General features: G+C 37.5%; 20 protein-coding genes. All 20 read right to left on the reverse strand.

From position 1 onward, the window contains the following. Nucleotide 1 precedes the first annotated feature (1 nt). The 20 genes from J3U71_RS11370 to J3U71_RS11465 all read right to left on the reverse strand — a co-directional run bounded on the left by J3U71_RS11370 (nucleotide 2) and on the right by J3U71_RS11465 (nucleotide 21,774). A complete protein-coding gene (locus J3U71_RS11370) occupies nucleotides 2-3,277 on the reverse strand; it encodes a phage tail spike protein (RefSeq protein ID WP_267394568.1) in 3,276 nt (1,091 codons plus the stop codon). Beyond that, on the reverse strand, nucleotides 3,277-4,047 hold the full coding sequence (locus J3U71_RS11375; RefSeq protein WP_267394570.1) for a phage tail protein: 771 nt from the start codon (nucleotides 4,045-4,047) through the stop codon (nucleotides 3,277-3,279). Before J3U71_RS11375 ends, J3U71_RS11370 begins: the two co-directional genes overlap by 1 nt. Then, nucleotides 4,037-10,408 (reverse strand): phage tail tape measure protein, encoded by a 6,372-nt coding sequence (locus J3U71_RS11380; protein WP_267394572.1) that lies wholly within the window; start codon nucleotides 10,406-10,408, stop codon nucleotides 4,037-4,039. Before J3U71_RS11380 ends, J3U71_RS11375 begins: the two co-directional genes overlap by 11 nt. Next, the gene (locus J3U71_RS11385) at nucleotides 10,409-10,651 is read right to left on the reverse strand and encodes a hypothetical protein (RefSeq protein ID WP_267394574.1); all 243 of its coding nucleotides are present in this window, start codon (nucleotides 10,649-10,651) and stop codon (nucleotides 10,409-10,411) included. Then, complete coding sequence (locus tag J3U71_RS11390) at nucleotides 10,617-10,967, reverse strand: phage tail tube assembly chaperone (protein ID WP_267394576.1); 351 nt, start codon at nucleotides 10,965-10,967, stop codon at nucleotides 10,617-10,619. Before J3U71_RS11390 ends, J3U71_RS11385 begins: the two co-directional genes overlap by 35 nt. Nucleotides 10,968-11,054: 87 nt before the next feature. Then, on the reverse strand, nucleotides 11,055-11,762 hold the full coding sequence (locus J3U71_RS11395; RefSeq protein ID WP_267394578.1) for a phage tail protein: 708 nt from the start codon (nucleotides 11,760-11,762) through the stop codon (nucleotides 11,055-11,057). 3 nt (nucleotides 11,763-11,765) lie between these two features. Beyond that, nucleotides 11,766-12,128, reverse strand: a complete 363-nt coding sequence (locus J3U71_RS11400) for a DUF806 family protein (RefSeq protein ID WP_267394580.1) — start codon at nucleotides 12,126-12,128, stop codon at nucleotides 11,766-11,768. Then, a complete protein-coding gene (locus tag J3U71_RS11405; protein ID WP_267394582.1) occupies nucleotides 12,125-12,589 on the reverse strand; it encodes an HK97-gp10 family putative phage morphogenesis protein in 465 nt (154 codons plus the stop codon). The genes J3U71_RS11400 and J3U71_RS11405 overlap by 4 nt, the downstream gene beginning before the upstream one ends. Beyond that, nucleotides 12,582-12,932 carry a head-tail adaptor protein gene (locus J3U71_RS11410; protein WP_267394584.1) on the reverse strand — a complete coding sequence of 117 codons (351 nt, stop codon included), beginning with the start codon at nucleotides 12,930-12,932 and terminating at the stop codon, nucleotides 12,582-12,584. Before J3U71_RS11410 ends, J3U71_RS11405 begins: the two co-directional genes overlap by 8 nt. Then, complete coding sequence (locus J3U71_RS11415) at nucleotides 12,889-13,251, reverse strand: head-tail connector protein (protein ID WP_267394586.1); 363 nt, start codon at nucleotides 13,249-13,251, stop codon at nucleotides 12,889-12,891. The genes J3U71_RS11410 and J3U71_RS11415 overlap by 44 nt, the downstream gene beginning before the upstream one ends. A gap of 2 nt (nucleotides 13,252-13,253) precedes the next feature. Next, entirely contained in the window at nucleotides 13,254-14,645 is a 1,392-nt protein-coding gene (locus J3U71_RS11420) for a phage major capsid protein (RefSeq protein WP_267394588.1), read from the reverse strand. Nucleotides 14,646-14,649: 4 nt separating this feature from the next. Next, nucleotides 14,650-15,390 (reverse strand): head maturation protease, ClpP-related, encoded by a 741-nt coding sequence (locus tag J3U71_RS11425; protein ID WP_267394590.1) that lies wholly within the window; start codon nucleotides 15,388-15,390, stop codon nucleotides 14,650-14,652. Continuing rightward, nucleotides 15,356-16,528, reverse strand: a complete 1,173-nt coding sequence (locus tag J3U71_RS11430; protein WP_416381443.1) for a phage portal protein — start codon at nucleotides 16,526-16,528, stop codon at nucleotides 15,356-15,358. The genes J3U71_RS11425 and J3U71_RS11430 overlap by 35 nt, the downstream gene beginning before the upstream one ends. Further along, a complete protein-coding gene (locus tag J3U71_RS11435; protein WP_267394592.1) occupies nucleotides 16,528-16,719 on the reverse strand; it encodes a DUF1056 family protein in 192 nt (63 codons plus the stop codon). Before J3U71_RS11435 ends, J3U71_RS11430 begins: the two co-directional genes overlap by 1 nt. Continuing rightward, entirely contained in the window at nucleotides 16,706-18,598 is a 1,893-nt protein-coding gene (locus J3U71_RS11440) for a terminase TerL endonuclease subunit (protein ID WP_267394604.1), read from the reverse strand. The genes J3U71_RS11435 and J3U71_RS11440 overlap by 14 nt, the downstream gene beginning before the upstream one ends. Further along, on the reverse strand, nucleotides 18,598-19,050 hold the full coding sequence (locus tag J3U71_RS11445; protein ID WP_267394606.1) for a phage terminase small subunit P27 family: 453 nt from the start codon (nucleotides 19,048-19,050) through the stop codon (nucleotides 18,598-18,600). Before J3U71_RS11445 ends, J3U71_RS11440 begins: the two co-directional genes overlap by 1 nt. Nucleotides 19,051-19,153: 103 nt before the next feature. Beyond that, on the reverse strand, nucleotides 19,154-19,690 hold the full coding sequence (locus J3U71_RS11450; RefSeq protein WP_267394594.1) for an HNH endonuclease: 537 nt from the start codon (nucleotides 19,688-19,690) through the stop codon (nucleotides 19,154-19,156). A gap of 435 nt (nucleotides 19,691-20,125) precedes the next feature. Further along, entirely contained in the window at nucleotides 20,126-20,569 is a 444-nt protein-coding gene (locus J3U71_RS11455; RefSeq protein WP_267394596.1) for a hypothetical protein, read from the reverse strand. Nucleotides 20,570-20,582: 13 nt separating this feature from the next. Beyond that, the gene (locus tag J3U71_RS11460; RefSeq protein WP_267394598.1) at nucleotides 20,583-21,530 is read right to left on the reverse strand and encodes a hypothetical protein; all 948 of its coding nucleotides are present in this window, start codon (nucleotides 21,528-21,530) and stop codon (nucleotides 20,583-20,585) included. 85 nt (nucleotides 21,531-21,615) lie between these two features. Then, nucleotides 21,616-21,774: a hypothetical protein gene (locus J3U71_RS11465; protein WP_267394600.1), complete on the reverse strand. Its 159-nt coding sequence runs from the start codon at nucleotides 21,772-21,774 to the stop codon at nucleotides 21,616-21,618. Nucleotides 21,775-21,828: the final 54 nt, after the last annotated feature.

Genomic DNA, 21,828 nt, shown 5'->3' on the forward strand with positions numbered 1-21,828 from the left:
CCTACATAAAATCCCATTGACTTGACTTACCATTCCAATGCCTACGGACCCAATCTTGAATTGAAGCGATACCGTCGGCATTTTTCAAAAACATGCCATTATTATCATAGATATGACCGTTGTTAAAAGATAGGCCAGCTATATAAGCCTCATAACTAGATACCCTACCATTAACACCACCATCGCGAGCTAGCCAGATTCCTTTACTATTAATAACAACAGCATCATTTCCGTTAGCGACTACTACACCATGTGTTCCAGTGATTAGGCCACTAACACTTGAAGGCAAGGCATCATTAATTGCGCCAACCGTTAACGTAGTATCGCCAATATGGCTTACCAATGAACCGTTAACCACTAGATTTTTTGCATTAAGTGATTGGATAACTCCTGCGTTAATATATTCGGCATCAACCCAGCCGTCATACCGTATTGCAGTGCGTGTTTCGCCATTTGGACTGAAAAAACCTAACCCATGATTATTAAATATTAGTGATCCTTCATTATTTTTAGCTACAATTTCTACGGGATCTTTGTAAGTTTGATTTCCAGAAGCATCAATAAATTGTAAAACTGCTGAACCACCTGACTCAATAACTGATTTGGCTTCTTGCATTTGCTCATGATAATCTTGCAACGCTTTATCAAACTGATCTTGTTGTACTTCAAGTTGACCAGTTTTATCACTTACAATACCAATTTCTTTACCGATTCTCATTTCGGCTTCTAGCCGTTGTTTGCCTTCTAATTTTAAAGCCTTAGCGACTGAATCGGTTAATCCATAAGCTTTTTTAATCGATTGACTAGTTTTTTTGAAACGCTCATTCGATTTACTATCGATTGCGGCTTCCATCAAATGCTGCCACGTTTCAGGTGGTTGTCCGAGTTGAATCTGTTGATAGTGGTGAGATAAGCAATCAAATACAGTACCAGTGATTTCAGCAGTTTCCTGGATATCGTACTGCTTAAAACGAACATAAAGTTTATCGTATAGACTTAATTGAGTCATATCAGCATTAATTCCAGACATCTCTTTATAAGTCAATGTAGTCGAAACGTTGATATGGCCATATTTGTGTTCAATCAGATAGTTTTGGCCAAGTTGAGTAAGCTGGTCAATGTCAGCTTGCGTTGCAACGAAAGTACCATCAGGTTGTTGTCCTGATAGATCCTGATCGTCATGCTGAAAATTCCCACTTAAGTCTACAGTGTTAACCTTATCAACGTTGATATCAATGCCGAACCCATCTGCATACATTGGGCCAACTTTGACTGTGACCTCTTTTTGTGATTCATCAACATTTGCATCGTAATCATCACTGCCACTAGTCTCGTCATCATCTGGTGAATGTAAACTTGAGTTATCCAGATTATCTTCCGGGATCCAGCCCACATGACCTTTATAGATCACTTCGATATAGGTCTTACCATCGCCTCCTTTAGCTTCATGACCACCGATAGTGAAGTCACCGTTTTCTGAACTGGCACCGGTTGGAATTGACCAGTTAGATGCATTTCGGCTGTCGGGCGTATCATAAATTTCAACTTTCGAATGATCTTTTAGCTTCTGTTTTAAAATCTCATCCCACGATTTCGGTTTAACCATTCCGTTTTTATGGTAATCAATTGAACTTGAGCTCACCCAACCGTATTTAGTGTGGTGGTAAGTCTTGCCATTTTGCACAATAGTTTTATCAATTGTAGCTTTGCCGGCATGGGCCTTAACTTTAGTTTTCTTCTCTTTTTCTTTCCAATAGGATTTATTAGGCACCTTCTTGCCTTTAACATACCGATAAGGCTTTTTACTTTTGCCATGAGTTACAACAGTAGTTTCAGTTGGTACCATTTCATGCTTTTTAGCATCCCAATGATACTTAACAGCGCCTTCCTTAATCGTGCCATAACCTGAATTATTGTATTCCTTATAAGCTCCTTCTTGGCTCAGCGATAAGTGCGGACCATATAGCCATTCATGATCTCTTATTCTGTACCAAATATCGCCATTCTGGTTACGCTCGGCCATATCGTAGCGTACAACCGTACCGTTTTTATAAGTTGTACCAGTACGGTAATGACTAGGTCCAATGTCCGGTGCGTAGTAGCCGTGAATATTGCCACCTTCTTTATAAGCAACAACCGCCGTTCCAGACATGCTAATTCTAGTACCAGCACCAGATTCGTCGTTGATATCGTCACCCTTAATAACAGCATCGCCAGTTACATTATTAACCAGATAATCGCCACTTTTATCAAAGTTAAGCCAGTTGGCATCAATCCAGCCACCACCTTTGATTGGGTACCAATCATCACCATTAACAGTGTTAATTTGATATTTTCCATCTGGCGTAAAATCGCCATCGTGGACAACTGTACCTAGGTTAACTTTATCGTTATTATTTAGCGAGCCAATTAACCGTTGCCCTTCAACTGGCGAATCATAAATGTTAACTGAGCCACCTGCCATATAGACGCTAGCCACGCTTGAATAATCAGATTCCCAATTATTCCAATCAGTATTATCTTCGGTGGCAATCGCTTGACCTGGAGTGTATGTTACTACAAATACGGCACCGGTCCACATGTTTTCGATGTTTCTGTCCTGGCTAATAGATTGAATGTTCTTACCGTAATCAACAATAATGCCAGTATCAGTACCGGCATTTTTAGAATGATGAATATCGAAATTGTCAAACTCTAATTCTCCGCCGAATAGCCCTAAAACAGATTGGACAGCTGCATCACCTTCAGCATCAGGATCAATTAAAATTGAACCTGCCTGTTGGCCTTTCTCAACGTTGATATTGCTGACAGTTGATACATCACTATCAAAAGTAAAGTCCTTAGCTGGCTGCATTGTGTTAAGTACCTGGTTCATCAAGTCTTGCGCAGTCCCCGATACAATCTGAATGCTATCAGAAACAGTTGCATCATTAAGTGTAGAAGAGATGTGGTTAGCATCTATCACTAACTGCTTATCTTCACGTTGAACATGCACAATTTTAAAAATTTGATGAACAAACTTGGCATTAATATCAACCATAATATAGGTATTTTCTTTCAGTTTTTTTGCATGAATACCATCTCTTGGATAAGTTAATTGTAAAGTGGGATATTGGTTATCATTCCAGGTTACTAGGCAACTAACCGTATCGCTTAATGTTAATCCTGGTGTAGAAAAATCACTGTTAACACTCTGATACCAGTGAGGATAATCTAAAAGATAATCATAAACACTGTAATCAGTTTCTGGAATCTTACCAATTGTAATTAGTGCCATTAGATCAATCGCCTCCATTTCGGCATATATTCCGCTCTGGTAACCACACCCGCATCTGCCGTAATTGAAATCTTATTTTCACCACTCGGTAATTCTGGTGGTAATAAATTTGGAAAATGTGTCTGATTGTTGAATAAGTTGTTGTCCTTGTCGTAAGTGTCCCCGGTGTCGCCGTTAAGCCAGATTTCACCGTTAATGTTGTCAAATTGATAATTCAGTTCATTAACATTTAAAACAAACGAACCCTTAGCAACAAAATGCCAATTAGGAACAGCAACGCGCGATTCTGAATTATAAACAATGCCATTATCTGGCAAATTAATGTAATTAATCCCGTCAACACGGTACTGAAATGGCTCGCAATAGAACGACAACTGACCAGTTCCATAATTAAGCTGGTTAGGATCCCAATTAATTGTTGGCGGTGTCTGCATGATTGCGTTATAGGCATATTCGGGATCGATATCAAATTGTAAAAATTCATATTGTCGTCTGCCTTCAAGTACCGGACTAGCCAACCAATCAATTAATTCACGCTCCCAATCGAACTGAGAAATTTCAATTGGTCGGTTAATAATGCAATTAAAAACGCGTGTCACATTTTGATACGCGTCATTATCTTGTAAAAAGTCACCTGAACGTCCAGTAATATGCGTCACTTCTAAATCAGGCACGGGATAGACTGGATCTAACGGATATTGCACTTTAATACCTAAATCAAGTGACGATTTATTTTGATAAATTAAACCGGAAAAATCACTAGAAGCCACCGCTTAATCCCCTCCTTTGCTTAATTTGATTAGCTCGTTCGTTTTCTTTGTAGAAAGGTTCAACCACTGACCACAACGTTCTACCTTCTGGAGTTGTTAATGTGATATTTGCTGAATTATCTTTATTTACCAGTCTTTCTAATAGCAATAAAACTGCTTGTCTGAAATCTTTTTCCTCCTTCTTTTCTTTAGAATCAACTACTGGCTGATTACCAAAATCACTTTGCGCAGATAGAATACCAATCGCTTTACCGATTAACTCCCAAGCTCGAGTAGCTTTTGTTGGAACCAATGGTACAGCCATTTCTGGACCAGCTTCGCCAAAAATCGAAGGCTGGTTAGCAATACCACCGTTAGCATACCAATTGTGTGCTTTACGGAAAGCAACTGCTTTTTCTACAGATCCATAACGGTCCTTAATATAGTCCATAATGCCCATTAATTGAGCGATTGGATTCCATTTATTACCATGGTCCGAGTAATAATGCATGTTCTCAGCTGACATCTGACCCATGCCCCAGTGATTACCATTAGTTGCTCGAGGGTTCCAGCCAGATTCGGCTGTAACAATGTAATTGATATTGTCCCAGTCTTTTTTCGGAATCCCAGCCTGCTCCATCCAATGCGAATGATCTCCGCTTGGCTTGCCAGCAATTCCAGTACTAGAAGTGCCGAATTCATCAGCAATCTTACTAATCGTTTTCCAAAAACCTTTGCCAACCTTATTTTTAATTTTCTTGGCCAAACCAGTATCAGCTTTTACTTTATCGCTATCATCATCTTGTTTTAGACCTTTAACACGCCCGAATTTAGGACTACCTTTGCCAACGACTGAATCCAAAGTGTTCATATGAATTCCTTGTGATGGCGATTGTGCACTGAAGTACTTATTACCACCCGCATACACACCAACATGGTCAGAACCACCTGAACCCCAGAATACTAGGTCACCACTTTTGGCTTGTGCCTTACTAATGTGCTGAGTCCTATCATATTGCGCACCGCTAAAGTGGGGATAGCTGATTCCATAAGCTTTTTTAAGAGCATACAAAACTAGCCCTGAACAGTCGAATGTAGTTGGACCATACGCACCCCATACATACTTATGACCTTCACCGTATTTTTCGACAGCCTTTAATAAACCGGATGCATTGCCATCATTAATCTTGTCGTTGACCATCTTCCATAATTGGCCCCACCAATCAACTGCTTGGTTACCAATCTTTTTCAATGAACCATCAATTAGCGACTTCAATGCTTTTCGACTGCTATCTGTAAAATTGAAAATCTTGTCTAACGTATTAGTTGGATTTTTGTTATATGATTTTGCTTGCTCATATAGCTGTTTTAAGTAACCAGTACCAGTAGCAAAATGAGTTAATCCTAACATCTTGCTTTCACTAGCATTGAATACTTCATCACCTGGATTAAGCAATGTCGGTACATTAACGCCCTGAACAATGCCTAATTGTCCAGTGCTTGGGCGGTAAATAGTTTCCCGGTTACCAGTTTCTGGACTATCATGTCCATCGTTTAAAACAGCTAAAGTAGGTTTGGTAATTTCACGTCTTTGATTTCCAAAATAACCGGTTCCAGTTGCCAGATGAATTTTACTAATAACGTTGCTGTTACCACCGAATGAACTAATAACCTTATTAACACCAGAAGTTGCATTGTTAATGGTATTAATCATTTTGCTCATACCAGTTTTTACATAACCTGGTATTAAGCTTTCGAAGACCTTTTTAAAATCTTTTTCTAAATATTTTAGCCAACTATTAAAATGAGTATTATATTTTTTAGCACTGGATTCAAAATTTTTAATTAGCTTTTTGAATCCGTCATCCTGATTCTCGCCTGATTTTTTCATTGATTTGGCTAAATCCTTGGGCGCATCATCCCAAAGATCTGACCAATCTTTCTTATATTTTTTCTTGAAAGATTTCAGTGATTTTTCTAATTTCTTAAAAGCAGTTTCAAGTTCGGTAACAAAGTTTTTCTTGCCTTGCTTTTTAAAAGCATCATTAGCTTTTTTAATCTGCTTAGCAATTTGCTCACCAAACTTATCTTTTTTAAGCGTCTTAGATAATTTTTTAATGCTTGAATCCAATTTTTTAATTGGATTTTTCAATTTGTTAAAGTTTTTAACTAATGATTTGCTGTTTTTATCAAGTTTACTAAATTCGCTATTAATAGTCTTAAAAGATTTAGCAACAGTTGAATAACTAATTGTCTCAGATTTTTTACTGCCCTTTTTATCTTTAGCTGATTTTGAATCTGATCCGACCGAAACACCCATGCTCTGACTAACTTTAAGCATGTTCTTTGAAATAGAACCAGCATGACTTTTAAGCTCTTTATACAGTGCATTAATACCATCTGCCATTTTTGTAAAAGCATTATTTTTAGCAGTAACGCCTTTTTTAGAAAACTGACTAGCCGCTTTAGCAATCGCTTGGAAACCATTAGTTACCGGCTTAATATGTTTTGAGAGTGATACAATGCTCTTGTCAACACTATCAAGTGGTTTATTGATTGCTTTAAAATCACTAATTAGCCCATTTTGCTTTTTGCCTTTAACCGTGGTGTCATTAAAAGCTTTGCTAAGACTTTTAACATATTTAGTTATGGTTTTAGTATCTGATTTTAATACCTTTTTAAACTTGTCCAATCCGGTTGCCATATTAGCAAAGGGATTATTTTTCTTGTTATTAAACTGCTTAGAAACTTTACCAATTTCTTTAAAATCTTTGGTCGTATCGTCTAGCTTCTTATTTAAGTGAAAAATTGTAGTATCTAGGTTATCAAACTGTTTAGCAACGTCTTTGACTTTACTATAAATACCATTTGATTTGCCACCAAATGCTTTATTTAAGTCCTTAAGACCACTGATAATGCCTTTTTTGCTTTTACTTAACGATTTTTCAAGCTTAGGCAAGTCTTTTGTTAACTCTTTAAAGGCATCAACCTTCGCCATCGATTTGGCAAAAGTGGCCAAGTACTTAAAGGCGTCTCCAATCGGCTTAATGTCCTTGCTTAATTTAGACCATGTTTTTTCATGCTTGGATAATGAACTGCTTACACTATTTAGCTCTTTAGACGGGTCATTTTTCTTGATGGTACTTTTGACTTTACCTAAATTGGCTGCATAGCTTTTTAATGCCTTAGACATCGACTTAACATTACTGATTGAACGTTTAGAAACATCCATTGCCGATGCCATGACCTTTTCATCAGTAGCACTTAATTTTGAAGATTTCTTCGACTTTTTCTTGGAGACATTATAATCGCCATTAAGCCAATTGCCCATACCTCCCCAGAAATTATTCCATCCTTTTTGCAAGCCTTTTTTGGCTTTTTCCTGGTCCTTTTTGCTAGTGCCGACATTATTCCATGCTGCACCTAATTGGGCCCACCAGCTGCTTGAATTAGCTGCCTTATGTCCATTAGTAAAACCGCTAATTAATCCTTGTACGGATTTATTAAGACCAGCTGTGAATTTGTCCCAACCAGATTTCAGAGATGGAATTAAACTATGATTCCACCATCTCACGAAACTATCTGATCCGTGTCTTAGACTAGACCAGATTTTTGGCGCAAAATCAACGAATGCTTTACCAAGACTTGCTCCCAGCGTTGCACCAGCTGCTGTACCAATACCAGGCACAATAGAACTTATTGCAGCGCCAAGACCACCGCCGATTGCAGCACCAACAGATTGGCCTTTTGCATGTTGTACAGATTTAGCTTTTTTAGAAGTTAATCCGCGAAAAATATCAATGGCATCAAAAGCTGCCGTTGCAAAAATGGCAAGTTTGCCAAAACCTTTTACTGTTATTGGAAGCAATTTACCGATAAGTCCTTTACCGCTCGCTGTACCAACTTCTTCAGCAGCAGTGGTAGCTGGGCGGAACAGTCTCATCCACTTAGATTTTCCTATAATTTTGGCATCGCCAATTTTACCAGCTAATTTTCTAATCCAGCTTAATCCGGCACCTGTACCTGCATCTTTGGCAACCTGAGTACCATATTTGAAAAGTGCACTAAATTTAACCTTGCCTTTTGAATTTAAAATGTTTTTCGAAACACCAGCAACATATTTTTCGGCATCTTTTTTACCAACATTTTCAATCGTTGATTTTCCCAAACTAGCAGTTGTTGAGCCGCCGTTTTCAGCCTTATTCAAAATTTCTTGAGCAGCAATATTGTTTTTCAAAAGGGCATTAGTTTCAATTAAAGTTGCATTATATTCCTCTTGATTTTTTTTGCCGATTAAGGTTCCTGCAAATAAATCTGAAAGGGTACGTTTAACTGAAACAATTCCTTTCAAAAGTTTATAGCCTGCAAATGCTTCGAGCATTTTTTTGCCAATGTTAGTAACTACTTCAATATGATTGCCTTTGCCGAGCCATTCAATTAAGTCAGCCGCTTTATTAGCAACATTTCCAATACCCTTAGCAATCTTATTGAGGTCGTCCATAGTTGACTTTTTGTTAAAGACCTTAACCATCGCGGTTGATGCCTTCGACAAAGCCGGCATCATTGCAGTACCTATGTCAATTCTGACAGCTTCAATTGCTTCGTGGAATTGTTTCTCCTGGTTTTTGGTAGCTTTCATATTTTTATTGGCTAATTTGCCAACGTAATCGTTTTTATAAGCACCTGCAACCTGTTTATTAACACGTTCTAGTTCTTTTGTATTGCTTGCCAAAATGGCGGCTGCGTTTTGTCCAGTAGTTCCAAAAACATTATGAAAGAAATTAGACCGATCAGCTTTAGGAACGTGATCTGATATTTCTTTAAAAATTTCAGAAATTGGCTTCAGTTTTCCGGCTTTATCTTTAAAGTCAGCAACCGACATGCCATACTTCTCTAGCGCATTCGCACCTGATTTAGAAGGCGTCTGCAAACTTATCAAAATTTTTCGCAAACCAGTACCAGCTTGTTGTGCCTCTAATCCAGCGTTAGAAAGAACACCCATTGCACTGGCTGTATCAGTTAGTGACCTACCAGCTGTCTTAGCAGAAGTACCGACATAGTTCATACCAATACCCAGGGATTTGAAGTCAGTCGCTGTTGCGTCTGCTGCCATTGCCAATTTATTAGCAACAATCCGTGTGTTGCGTAACATACCAGCAGTGGAACTGGTTCTCATACCGAATGCTTCAAGTACAGAAGTAGTAACTTGCATCGTATCAGCGAAACTGTCTCCTGATGCTTTTGACGCTTGCAGAATAGACTTCATTGCCCCTAGTGACTGACGGCCGTCATAACCACGCTTGATTAATTCTTGATAGCCTTCCGCAATGTTTTGTTGCGATTCGGCATATTGGATTGAATATCTGCGACCATCTTTCTGCATTTCTGCAACTTCTTTAGTAACGTCCTTAGTTTTTTCACCCGATGTTACTAATAAGTTGGTATTTTCAGTTAATGTTTTCTGTAAAGAGCCAGCTTCTTTTGCACCTTTGAGTGCGAATGCACCAACTCCTGCGATACCAGTAGCCAGAGCGGCACTAGCGACTTTAGCTTTTTCAAACGAAGATTTTAATGATTCACCTAATTTGTTTGAATTAATCTTAAGCTTAGTAATTGCTTTGTCAGCCACCGCAATACCAGTTGGATGAAATTTATTGAATTCGGCTCTTACATCTTTTTGCTTGTTTTTTAATTCAGCGAGCGACAGTCCGGTTTTGTTTACACGAACTTCCTGTTTTCGATAAGCGTCACTAGTTTTACCTGATTCTACTCCAACTCGTTTTAATTCGGCTTCTTGCCGAACAAGTTGCTTTGATAAGTTGTCATAAGATTTACGATATTCAGCCATCTTAACTTGACTAGCCTGAAACTCATTATGTTCAGCTTTTAGCCTAGAAATATATGATTTAGATACTTCAGTAATGCTCTTGTACTCTTTTTGCAAAGAAGCCAGCCCTGTCTCGTAATATCTAAGTGAATCTTTGGCTTTAGTTTGCTGACCAGTTAGCGAAGTTAATCTTGTTTCAGCACGCTTGATTTGACCTTCGCTTTTGGCTATTTGTTCACCGTATTTAGCGTACTGCTGTTTCCCTGCTTCGGTTGAACGATCAACATTTTTTTGAGCATCAACTAAATTTTTTTGTTCCCTAGTTAAGCCAGAAATGTACTCTTTCTGTTTATCAATAGTAGCTTTTAAGCCATCAAACTTAGCCTTAGCAGCTTCAGTTGATTTACCAACAGAACTAAGTTCAGCTCTCTGTGCTTTCCAAGCAGATGTAGCATTAGTAACCGCTTGGCGTAACTCCTTAAGAGTCCTAACTGGCTGTGTACCATTAAGAGTAATATCGGTCTCCATACCGCCAACCGGAATATTACCTGCCATCTAATTACCTCCTTTCTTATCAATCTCTTCTGCGAATTCCCACAGAGTCTTAGGTCGCTTGTTTCGTGGTTTTGCATTCATTACTTCAATTAGTCGGTAATAATCAGTTTCTTCGAATTCCTTGAGTGACATATGAGCAAACACAACCATCTGTTGCTCTGAATAGTCAAAATCTTCAATCATTTGCTCATAAGAATGAACCGGATCATCATCGCTTAGACTCTGTGCTTTTGTCAGAGTCAAATCCTAAAACTTTTTCAATCACTTCATTCGCAAAATCAACGACATCGCTAAAATCTGACTCTTCTACCTTCTTTACTTGATCAGACGATAGTTTGAGAATTGGTTTCAAAAAATCTGTATAAGTATCAATTAATTGAATTTGAGCGTCCAACGAATTAATGATCGATTCATCATTCTCTAAATCCACGTTGCTAATCGTTTGATTAACTTTAGCAAAATCACGTTGAGCGACTAGACATTTTCTAATGTTTGCCCCGGTAGTGGGAACTTCAAACGTTGTTAAATGTAATTTTTTACCATTCACTTTTACTGACATTTTTTATTTCCTTTCAAAAGAAAAAAGAACGGCTGTCAACCGTTCTTTAATAACAAATATTACCTCCTCACCCACCCTTCTAACTGATTACTTATCAGACAATGGATTGCCTTTAGTATCAGTTGGAGTTTTATTGCCAGCTGTACTATCTGTAATTGTCTGATTAGTTAAATATTTAATCATGTTCGTGAAATTGAAATCTTTTTCGTCAGAATAAAACTTTTCATAAAGCAGTAAATCTGTACCACGTGCTTGTGCATTAAGCGTTAATGCATCGTGTACCACACTTGGATTCTCGTTATCAGTTTGCATGTTTAATTCTCCTGGTACGAAAACGCCCATAGGAAAGCCAAAATACAGATCAACCTTAGAATGTGAATTTTGTGAGTGGGCAATAACACCACCAGTAATTGAATTTGACTTACCACGACGAACATAGCCACCGAACTTATCTTTTTCTAGCCCTGTTAGTAAATCAAAAATTTCATGTGGGATATCATTGGCCGCTAATGCAATTGTGGGCTGCTCAGTTCCAGTATTAACTTCAGCAACCGCATTTGAACCATAAACACGTGTTACTGTCTGTGCTAATCCACCGATATTAGCTTGCGTCGCACCACGTGACGATTGCAAATCGATCTTAAACAATCCCTTTAACTCTTCTCCAGTAACGGGATCAAAAACTTTACCTTTATCACCATTGTAAGTAAAACCTCCATTGTCTGGGTCTGTCTTAAGCTTTTCGTCTGAATCACACATCCAAACAATGATGTCATCTAAACCTGTAATTTCCATTTATTAATTTCTCCTTGTAAAAAATAAATCGATCTCTATCCGACTCTGTTCATCGATATAGTGACCGTTGTCTGGCTGTCTTAGCCAATTTTTTTGTGTAAAAAAAGACGCAATTGATTTTTCAAAAGCGTCTGCATCTATTTGACTATTTTTTGGATAACAAATTTTAACTTGTATCCTTTGCTCTAATTGATTGTAAGTATTGCTACCATGTTCTGCCGGCAATTGCATAACTTCAGAAACGGCAATTAATGCTTTTGTTTCCGAATTTAATGAACTGGCCGGAATTAAGAATGAATAAGCTTTACCTAAGCCATCAATTTCAGCTGAATTAAGCTCATCAACCACCCGTTTTGCCACGGTCATTTAATCACTTCCTTAAATGCCTGGGCTTCTGCTTTTAGAACAGCATTTTTAGATTCAAGTTGTGATTTCTCAATGAAGTGCATGTTCTTAACTTCTTTAGCACTCATACCTGCCGTGCCATTGTTAACATACCTAGCCACCATTGCTTGATATTTACTATCAAATCCAACGGTGGTATTGCCTGAATGGATTTTTCCGCTGGTAAAACCTGGCTTAAAGGTAATTGAATCACGTAAGTGCTTAGTTTTACGCGGCTTTTCATTATGCTTCCAGTTTGTGTGACCAACAGATCGTCCAGAGCTGTAATGCTCCGAGCTAACTGGCGTGTTCTTTTTCAACGTTTCAGCAAATACAGCTGCGCCAGCACCCGTAATCTTGCTTTTTTGTTCAGCAGTTAAATCATATTTTTTCTCAACTGACTTAAGCCAATCTTCAAGCTTATCATCAAAATCATTAGCCATTAGCATCACTCACTTTCGTTAATGTAATCAGATCGTAAGCTGTTGGATTGCGATATGGATCCTGATTAATATTGGTCACCTGATATAACTCATTGCTGAACTTTGCATGAGTAATACCTGACCAGTTTTCTCTATGATGAACAACAACGATAAAACTATGAGTTTGATCTAATCCGGCCATTTGAATTGCTTGATTAGTTGTTAGGCTCCATCGTCCACACAATGTAGGCTTGCCAATCTGCAAAAAATCTCTAGTTGGAACACCATTAACATCTTCACTATCCTCGATAGTGCCGAATTTAATCGTCTGTGTTAGTCTGTCCGGATTCTGAAGTTGAACCATTTTCTTGCTCCTCTCTAAAAACGGCATATGCGCCACGCATTTGACCAATAATTGCCATTGCTGTGGTGCTCGATGTGGCAGAGCTAGGATGATTAAAAATGTTAGCTGCAACCGCAAAACAAGCAATTTTATAGAGTGGTTCTACATCTTCTTTTTGATAAAATTCATCACCTTGACCGATTGCGTTTTGTACATAAATTTCTGCAGCAGTTAATGCTGTTTTAATTCGGTTAAGAGATTGCCCATCCAGTGATTCATCATCCGGCAAAAAACCTAACGTCCTTTTAAGTTCATCATCTACTTTCAAAAAAGTAGTCATGATTACTTACCAGATGTCTTTGCTTTGCTATCTGTTGATTTAGAACTATCACTAGTATCTTCAGATTCTTTGCCATTTAAGTTTTCTGTTAATTTGTCTACAGCATTAGCCAATTTAGTCATAGTGCCATCTTCGTCAATGGATTTAGTTCCAGTCGTACCATTTGAAGCAATCACATTTGAAGTCTGATCTTTAACTGTGTTAAAAGTTCCAATCGCGTAAGCACCTTCGTCAATTAGCTCAACATCAAAGCGGTCAATTACCCGAATCTTAGTTAAATCACGTTCAAAGGCACCAGCACCTTCTTTGGTGGTCATCAAGGTCATTCTTTGGTAGTCAAAAAGCGTAATTGCCATCTTATAGTCCCCAAAGTAAAGCGGATGATCACCATTAATATCAGGTAAGAATTTATCAGCAATGACATTAACCACATGACCCTCAATCTGCTTAGTATCAGGTTTTGTTGGATCAGGTTGAATTAGATAACGACCTTCTGCATCCTTAACTTTAGACAGCACATTGAAACCAGATTGATTAGTGATAAAGCTTGAAGTTGCTTCAATTAATGGATCAAGTGTATTGTTCTCTAAATCCTTAATCCCATCAAAGTCAGTGATTGAAACTTTCTTTGGAATCTTATTTGCCTTGCCATTGTTTAGCAAGGTTAAAATCTGCTCATTGCGGGTAATTACATCCTTCTTAGCAATCCAATTTTCGATCCACGCTAAAATATTTTCTGCCGAATCTTTAAGTAAAGTATTAGTAATAGTAGAAATTCCTGCATAGCGGTGAATTACATATTTGACGATAGTCAATTTTGGATCATCATTGTCACCAATTTCAGCTGTTTCGTCGTCCAAATTATCAAATGGTGTGACATCACTTAACTTTTCATAAACACGACTGCCACTTGGAACACTAACGTTTTCAACATTAACCAAACCTTCTAATGAAGTGAACGATCTCTTGAGTGTATTAATTGCAGTTTGAACATCAACAGGAATGGTTAATCCCGCATTTGGACCTTCAGTTTCTGAGCCTTCTGGTAAAACTTTTGAAGTTACCATGTTTTTGAAATCTGAAACAAACTGATTAGTAATTTTCTTAGCTTTTTCAAATGCAACTGCCTTTTCGGATTTTCCTGGATTATCACCGCCTACTGGAGATGGAGTTTTTAAGTTTGTACGCTCTTCATCTAGTGCTTTTTGTGCAAAGTCTCTAACCTTAACGGCTTGCTTTAATTCATTCGAAATCTTATTAATCTCTTCATCAGAAAAAGCATCTGGATCTGCCACCATTTTGACAGCCATCTCATTGCGCTTGTTTTGCAATTCTTCAACTTTGCTACCTGCTTCATCTCGAGCGGTAGCTAATGCATTAATATTATTTTCCATTAAATTATTTACCTCCAAACAAAAGACCAAGCTTGTGATTTACAAGTTTGGTCTTATCATCTTTCTTAATTTCTTCAACTTTTGGTTTTTGATTTTTCCGCTTCTGGCTTTCACCAATAAGCTTTTCAATCTCCAATATTTTTTCTGCCTTAAAATGTGGAATCATCATAGTTGCGTTAAGCATTGGCTTTGCAATGTAGTTCTGCTTAACATTATCATTTTCAAATTCCATAATGCCATCAGCAAAGCCCTCCTGAACCGCCGTTTTGGCATTCATCCAGGTTGTTTTAGACATCAAATTAAAAATATCTTGCTCATCTTTGCCCGTTTTGGTTGCATAAGCATTGACAATATTTTCGTCAAGTTCATCAAGTGCCTGCTTACCGCTTGCCAAATCATCGGCATCACCAGAAGCATCAGTTGATGCTCGATGAATCATCATCATGGCCATTGGTGACATTAATACGTTGTCACCTGCCATCGCAATAATAGATGCAGCTGAATCGGCCTCTCCAACTACATGAACTTCAACGTTACCTTGGTATTGCTTTAAAATCGTATAAATTTCTGCAGCCGAAGCAGTATAACCACCTCCACTATTGATTTCAATAACAACATCATCATTAGTATCATCTAGTTCTTTTTTAATTTTAGCCGGATACACAAAACTAGAATCACCTAGAAAAGATACAAACTCGCCATACATATCATCAATTATTGGTCCTTTGATTTCTATCTTTTTCATTCAATTCACCTCCTTCCTTATCAGCTTTAGGTAGATTGGCTGGTAAATAACCGGTCTGTTTAAGCACAAATGCTGCCTGGTTGCCAGATAATGCATAGTTCTTAGATAAGCCTGCGATTGTGTCAGCAAATGCATCTCCAGTGGCGTCAATAGCTGGCCTAATATCTGCTGTAATAGTGGCGTTCAGTTTCCTATTTAACTCGCTGACTATTGGCTTAACGTAACGGTTAAGTGCCTGCGCATATTGACTGCCCATCATTTGAATACTTGATTGTTGGTCACCCTGGCCATTCAAATAACTGTCCGGAATACCGTAAACTTTAGCCACCTGCTTGCCGGTCCAATCAACCTGACTCAATAACTGAGCAATATTGGACTTGATTTCCAAAGGTTTGTAATCTTCAAGGTCATCAATAACAATTGGTCCACCATCACTATGATCCAACTGTTTTTTAAATCTTCGGGAACGCGCGGCTCTCATGCGTTCATCAATCTTACCGCCATGTGTAATTGACAAAACGCCATTAGCAGTTACTGATTGCTTTAGTGCAGATTTAGTCAGGTCGTTAGAGGCATCCTTAATATCTAGCTCATTAGCCAATGCAGTCAGTGGAGAAACTCCAGTCATACCGCCGTTTTTTGACATCAGTCGAATATGAATAACGTCAACTTGCGGTACGTTATTAAAGGTTCCATAGACCGGTTCATCGAAATTGATGTTGTAAACCAAGCCAGAGCCATCTTCTAATAGCATTGGTTGAACTTGAGAAGGTCTCAAATATTCCCAACGCAAATCTACACCATTCTTGTTTCGCCACCGATAAGCATAAGCATTGCCATCCAGTAATAGCTGTGCAAACATTGATTGCCAAAAAGAAAAGCCGTCAGCTGTTTGACTGGGACTCTTAAGCAATGATTGTGCTCTGTCACTATTTGCATTAAATTGTACGGATGCCAAATCGCCTGATAATTGCATGATTAACGAAAAAATATCAGAGTTCTTCAAAGCCTTATCTGCTGAAACGTAACCATTAGATTTAGCAATTAAGAAATTAACTGCATCACCGTCTTCGCTTAACGAAAATGCTGGTTGTGGGGCAGCTCTCACATTTTTTGCCGCCCAATTAAAGATTGGCACTAATTATCACTTCCTTTCTTGGGCACAAGTTCTGTTAAATAAGCTGAAACCATTAAAACTATGCCCAAAACAATAAAGCCTGCTTTTTGATTAAATAAAAAAGCTCCATATGTAAAACATACACATGCAGTTAAATAAAAAATCACATCAATTATTTTCCAAATTGATTTAAATAATTTACCAATCATCATCTTTATCTCCTAATAATCCTGAATCAGGATCTTTAAACCACTCTAGCACCTGATCTTCAGTCATTCGATCGACTTCAGTCGATTTATCATTCGTAACACCGTACTCTTCGAAATGATTCATCGCCTGATACATCGCGTCAATTAACGCATCAACTACATCAATTTTGAGAGTCGCTTTGTCCTTATCAACTTGAATGCCAATTTTATCTTCTTTAATAGAAGCATTTAGCAACGCTTTTTCTAAAATTGGATCGTTGAATCGGGTAATTTTCCCGGTAGCAAAGCTTTCCTGCAAGAATTTAGTCGGATTAGCAAGCTCGCTTGTCCTTTGCGCTATATCCTGAATTAGCCACCCTGTATTGGCATTTAAGCTTTCGGTAATGTTCTTTACCTGATAGCTGCCAAAACGATCGTAACCAAAGAAAATGACCTTTAAATTGTGCTGTTCAACATAATCTAAAAGCCATTTATAAACCTGTTCAGGATTGATAATCCCTTTTTCATGTGCAGTTATAGTGCAAAATTCTGGAAACTCATGATAAGCAATACCATCTTGTTTTTCCTTAGCTTCCAAAGAGCCTGCTTGTTGCCATGGTATAAAACTATGCTGGGCAATATGCCATCGAGGCTGCCCTTCTTCATTTTGATAGGGATAAACAAATCCAATTGCTGTATTATCAGAAAACATTGAATAGTCTAATCCAATGTATACCTGACGACCATCAATTTTGAAATCATCATCAACGGCATTTTCTACATCTTGCAGTTTTAAGTAGCTGCTGGTGGACTGCTTTAACCACAAATTTAGCGTCTTATTCTGAAATTTATGCAACGTATTAGTTAGTAAGGCTTGGTCGCGCTGATTGATCAGATTTTTAGTGCGTCGTTCTCGTTCTTGGTCTGACAAGTTTATAAGTGGATTAGACTTAGCCCACATTTCAGGCATGTAAGTTTCTTCTAAAGAGTCCTGCGCCCACACACAACAGAGCATGTTTTCGCCTTCGCGTTTAAAATCTTGCTCCATTAGGCTTTGCATGGCTTTTTCTTCTTCATGAAATGGCCCTGTGGGATCTGGATATGCTGATGAAATTTTAACGAATTGATGGTAAGGAATAACTTGCCCTTGCCCGTCCGTGATATCTGAAATGCGGTTAAAATCCGTTAGTGCTCCGGCTTCATCATAAACTGCTAGCACATTATGCGTAGAGTCATACTTATCTGCTTCATAGGATAGCCTCAGAATACGATTGTTAGTCGCTTTTTGTATGATCTGATTAGCTTGAATTTGCAAATCACTGTTTTCGGCCAAAGTCTTGAAAGGCTCCACAGCAATCACTGAACTAATCATTTTGCCAATATAACCAAACAATTTACTGGTTTGATCACTTGTATTAGCAGATACCATAAAGTCTTTGTTGGTGTAGCCCAAAGTGTCAATTAAAAAAGCCTTGACCATTTGAATACCGGCAATTTGCGTTTTACCCTGACTACGAGCGAGGGAGATATGCGCTTCGGTAAACCGCCGCTCGCCACTAGTATCTTTCCACGCATTTAGCTCCGCTAAAATAAATTTTTCGAAATCCATTAGTGGTAAAACCTTTTTCTTATCGACATCTGGTATAATCTTTGCCAATTTTAAGGCAATTTTTTCTTCTTGTTCATCATAGTGATACGGAAAGCCTTCTGTGTCTTGTCGCTGTAAATCGCGTAAATGACGAAAACAAGCTAGCTTTATCATATAACCGGATAAAACTTTGCCGTCCAAAACATTGAAGGCGTAAGTGGTGCCAGGATCGCGATATTTATCACGAATTTTTGTCCAGTCAATTGATTGGTATGCACCATTAACATCATGAGTCTGCGTTAGATCGATTTTCATCATTTAAAAAACTCCCTCATTTTATCCGTTACCGATTCTTCATTTTTATCATTTGGCGAATTAAGCTCCATCATTTGCGACCTGGCCTTGGGGCTTAATCCTAGCTCTCTACCAATTTGATTCATTTTCGAAAGGGAATCAGACATCATTTGATAAGCTGGGTTTTTACGATATCCTGAAAAGTCTCTGCTGACCACGCTTCCATCTAATGGACTAACAGCGGTTTTGTAAACCGCTTGTTGAATTCCGTGTTCTTGAATGTCAGCGTATGCAATTCGATAAATATCGTATGCAGAGCAGTATTCTTGGACTAAATATTCATCAGCGCGAATAATCTTTGAATTCTTATTTAAATATGCTGCTATTTTCGGATATAAAACTTTGCCATATTTTCCAAGCCACTTTGGCGATGTTTCAGGCACTTTCGATACTGTTAAATCAACCTTTGTCAGTTTGACCCCCCCTTTCAAAAAATATTAAAAAAGTGTCCGTCTAGAAAGCGAACACCACTTGTTGCGGCTCCTCGCCAACCGTTGATGGGGGCGGGGATGAAAATTATTTTTGCGTTTTAATTCGATCACTCAGCTCAGCAATCAATTTCAAATCAGTTAGTGCTGGATTGCCTGTTGCCTTAGCATGCAAACCAGTGCCATAGTATTGTTCTTCAAATCTTGTTTTCCAATAGTGGCAATTAGAACAACACGTTACCAGATTGTCGATATCTTTCATCTGTTCTGGAAATAATTCTACTGGCAAGACGTGGTCAACGACGTTGCCCTCTTTAATTACACCACGAGCTTTGCAGTATTGGCACATGTGATAATCTCGTTCAAATACTATCTTACGAAATCGTTGCCATTGCCTAGTGTGGTAAAACTTATTCTGCATAACCTTAGTTTCATTACGATAGCGCGTTACATGATTATATTTCCACCGTGATTGTTTAGATTGCGGAGTTGAATATCGATGTTCAAACTTTGCACGCTCTCGTCTGTACTCTTCTTCTTTTGCAATGTGCTTTGAGCAATAATGATTGGGCATAAATGCTGGAGCTTTGCAACCAAACACTCGACAGTTTCTAATCCTTGGCAATTGTTCACTTCCTTAGAGTTTTGAGCGGCGCTCGGACCATCAAAGGACGAGCGCCCCTTGCGCTGGCTATCGCTTGATAGCAACGACTAAAAGTAGTACTATGATTAATAGAAGTATTATTTCAGTCAAGGTAATCACCCTCGGATAATGCAATCCAATGCAATTGGATTAAAATCAGGAGAGGTGATTACCTTTTCTTTTGCAGCCAGCGCAAAGAGCTTTCCCGTCAGGGATGCATCTCTTTGAATGTTTTAACAATCGATTCAATTACTACCGATATAATAAAGCCACCCACTTTGAATATTGCCCACAGATTCATTATTGCAATTGTAAATGGCCAGATGTTACTGCTCAATGCTCTACAAATATTGTTAAACATGCTATTTCCTTTCTTTTTTTATGCATAAAAAAAGCACTCATTCACGAGTGCTATTCCTACATTTCTTCTAAAGCTCTTAGTAAAATTCGCAGAACTTTTATTAAATCAGTAACAGAAAATGAAAAACTGCCAAATAATACAACTAATACTATGGTAGAATACCATAAAGTTTCTGAGCTCTTAAAGCAAAGTGCGATTATTGAGAAAATTGACGAAAATATAAATCCCATTATTGTTATAAGTAATCTATCTAACAATTTTTTATCTGTTTTTAATTGTCTCAATGCCTTCATTAATTTAGAATTCGGTAAAGATGGAATAAGAGAAAAACTTGCAAACAAAAATCCTGTTGCTAATGAAGCAAAAGATAAAACACCTGAAATAACAGCGACATAATTAGATATTTTGTCAGGCGTTATTCGAATATATATTAAAGCAATAGACACTATAACACCTATTAAGAAACTAAAAAAATTTCTCTTCATTCTACCTTTTTTCAAGAATATACCTTCTTTAACTGTTTTCGAATTTTCTTAAAAAATCATAATTAGAGGCAAGAGCGTTGTCTAATAGAGCAAAGCAATTTTTATCAGTAATTATATTGTCATATTCAATATTGCCATCAAAAGTTAGTTTATGAACAATTAGATCAATTGGTTCCAAAATCCCTTCATCATTAGTTCCTTCAATTTCTAACTTTTTAACATTTAGTTCATCTCCGAGTTTTAATAATAATTTTACTCGATCTTTTAGCTTTTTTAATTTTAAAGACGAACCAGATATAGTAATTTCCATTCCTCCAGCCCCAAAATTATGTGCGTCTCTAATATCTACTAATTCATCTTTTTCAGCTTTTTCAAGACTTTTAAAATTTGGAACATCAGCAATTTTATACGTTAGTTTTGAAGTATTATTTAATTTATCTATATCACTTAGAGCATCTTTATCAGGAACAATAGCTAAAACCAATCCCCTGACCCCACAATAATAGGATAAAAATCTTTTTAGTAAAATCGTCGTAACTCCACCTGGAGTTCTAAAAAAAGCAATAATATGAGTATTTGGATCATAAATAAATGTACTGTTTATTATAGGTCCAATAGGCCCTTTGGGCCTCTCATTTTCCCCTAAATTAAGTTTTTCGAAATCAAGATTCTTATTTCTATCAGGTAAATTTTCTTCTCCCATATCACCATATGCAATAGGTTTATTAAGACTAAGTTTACTAATACTAAATTCATAAGCAAATTTATTATTATCATTATCATCTGGATATGATTTATCCATAGAATATATATAATAATTTTCTCCGGCAATTTCTTCCGTAGCAATTTCTGAGGATTTATGTTTTTTAAATAATTTGTAAGTATCACTCATTTTTTGGTCAACTACTTTTATTGTTTTTTCTTTTCTTGCTTCCAAATGATAGAAAAAAACTCGTTTTAATTTTTGTTGTGCCATTTTTTCTTTACTCCTTATTATTTTAATTAAACATCAAAAAAATAAGCCTTTCAAGACTCTTATTAATTAAAATATCAAAGAAGTACTATTTTCTTTTAACGTCATATAGTACAACAAAGAACGTGTCAGGAATTGCACCTGATGCCAATAGGTCTAGTCCTCCAATTAATATAACTTGACTGCCATATCGGTAACTATTCACGTTCATATTCTGGCAACAGGAATCGAACCTGATTACAACCATTGCCAGAACTCTTTTAAGAAGGAGTATAAATTTAAAAACTGTTAATAGCTATCA

The organism is Lactobacillus sp. B4015 (assembly GCF_026536055.1).
Classification (GTDB): Bacteria; Bacillota; Bacilli; order Lactobacillales; family Lactobacillaceae; genus Lactobacillus; species Lactobacillus panisapium.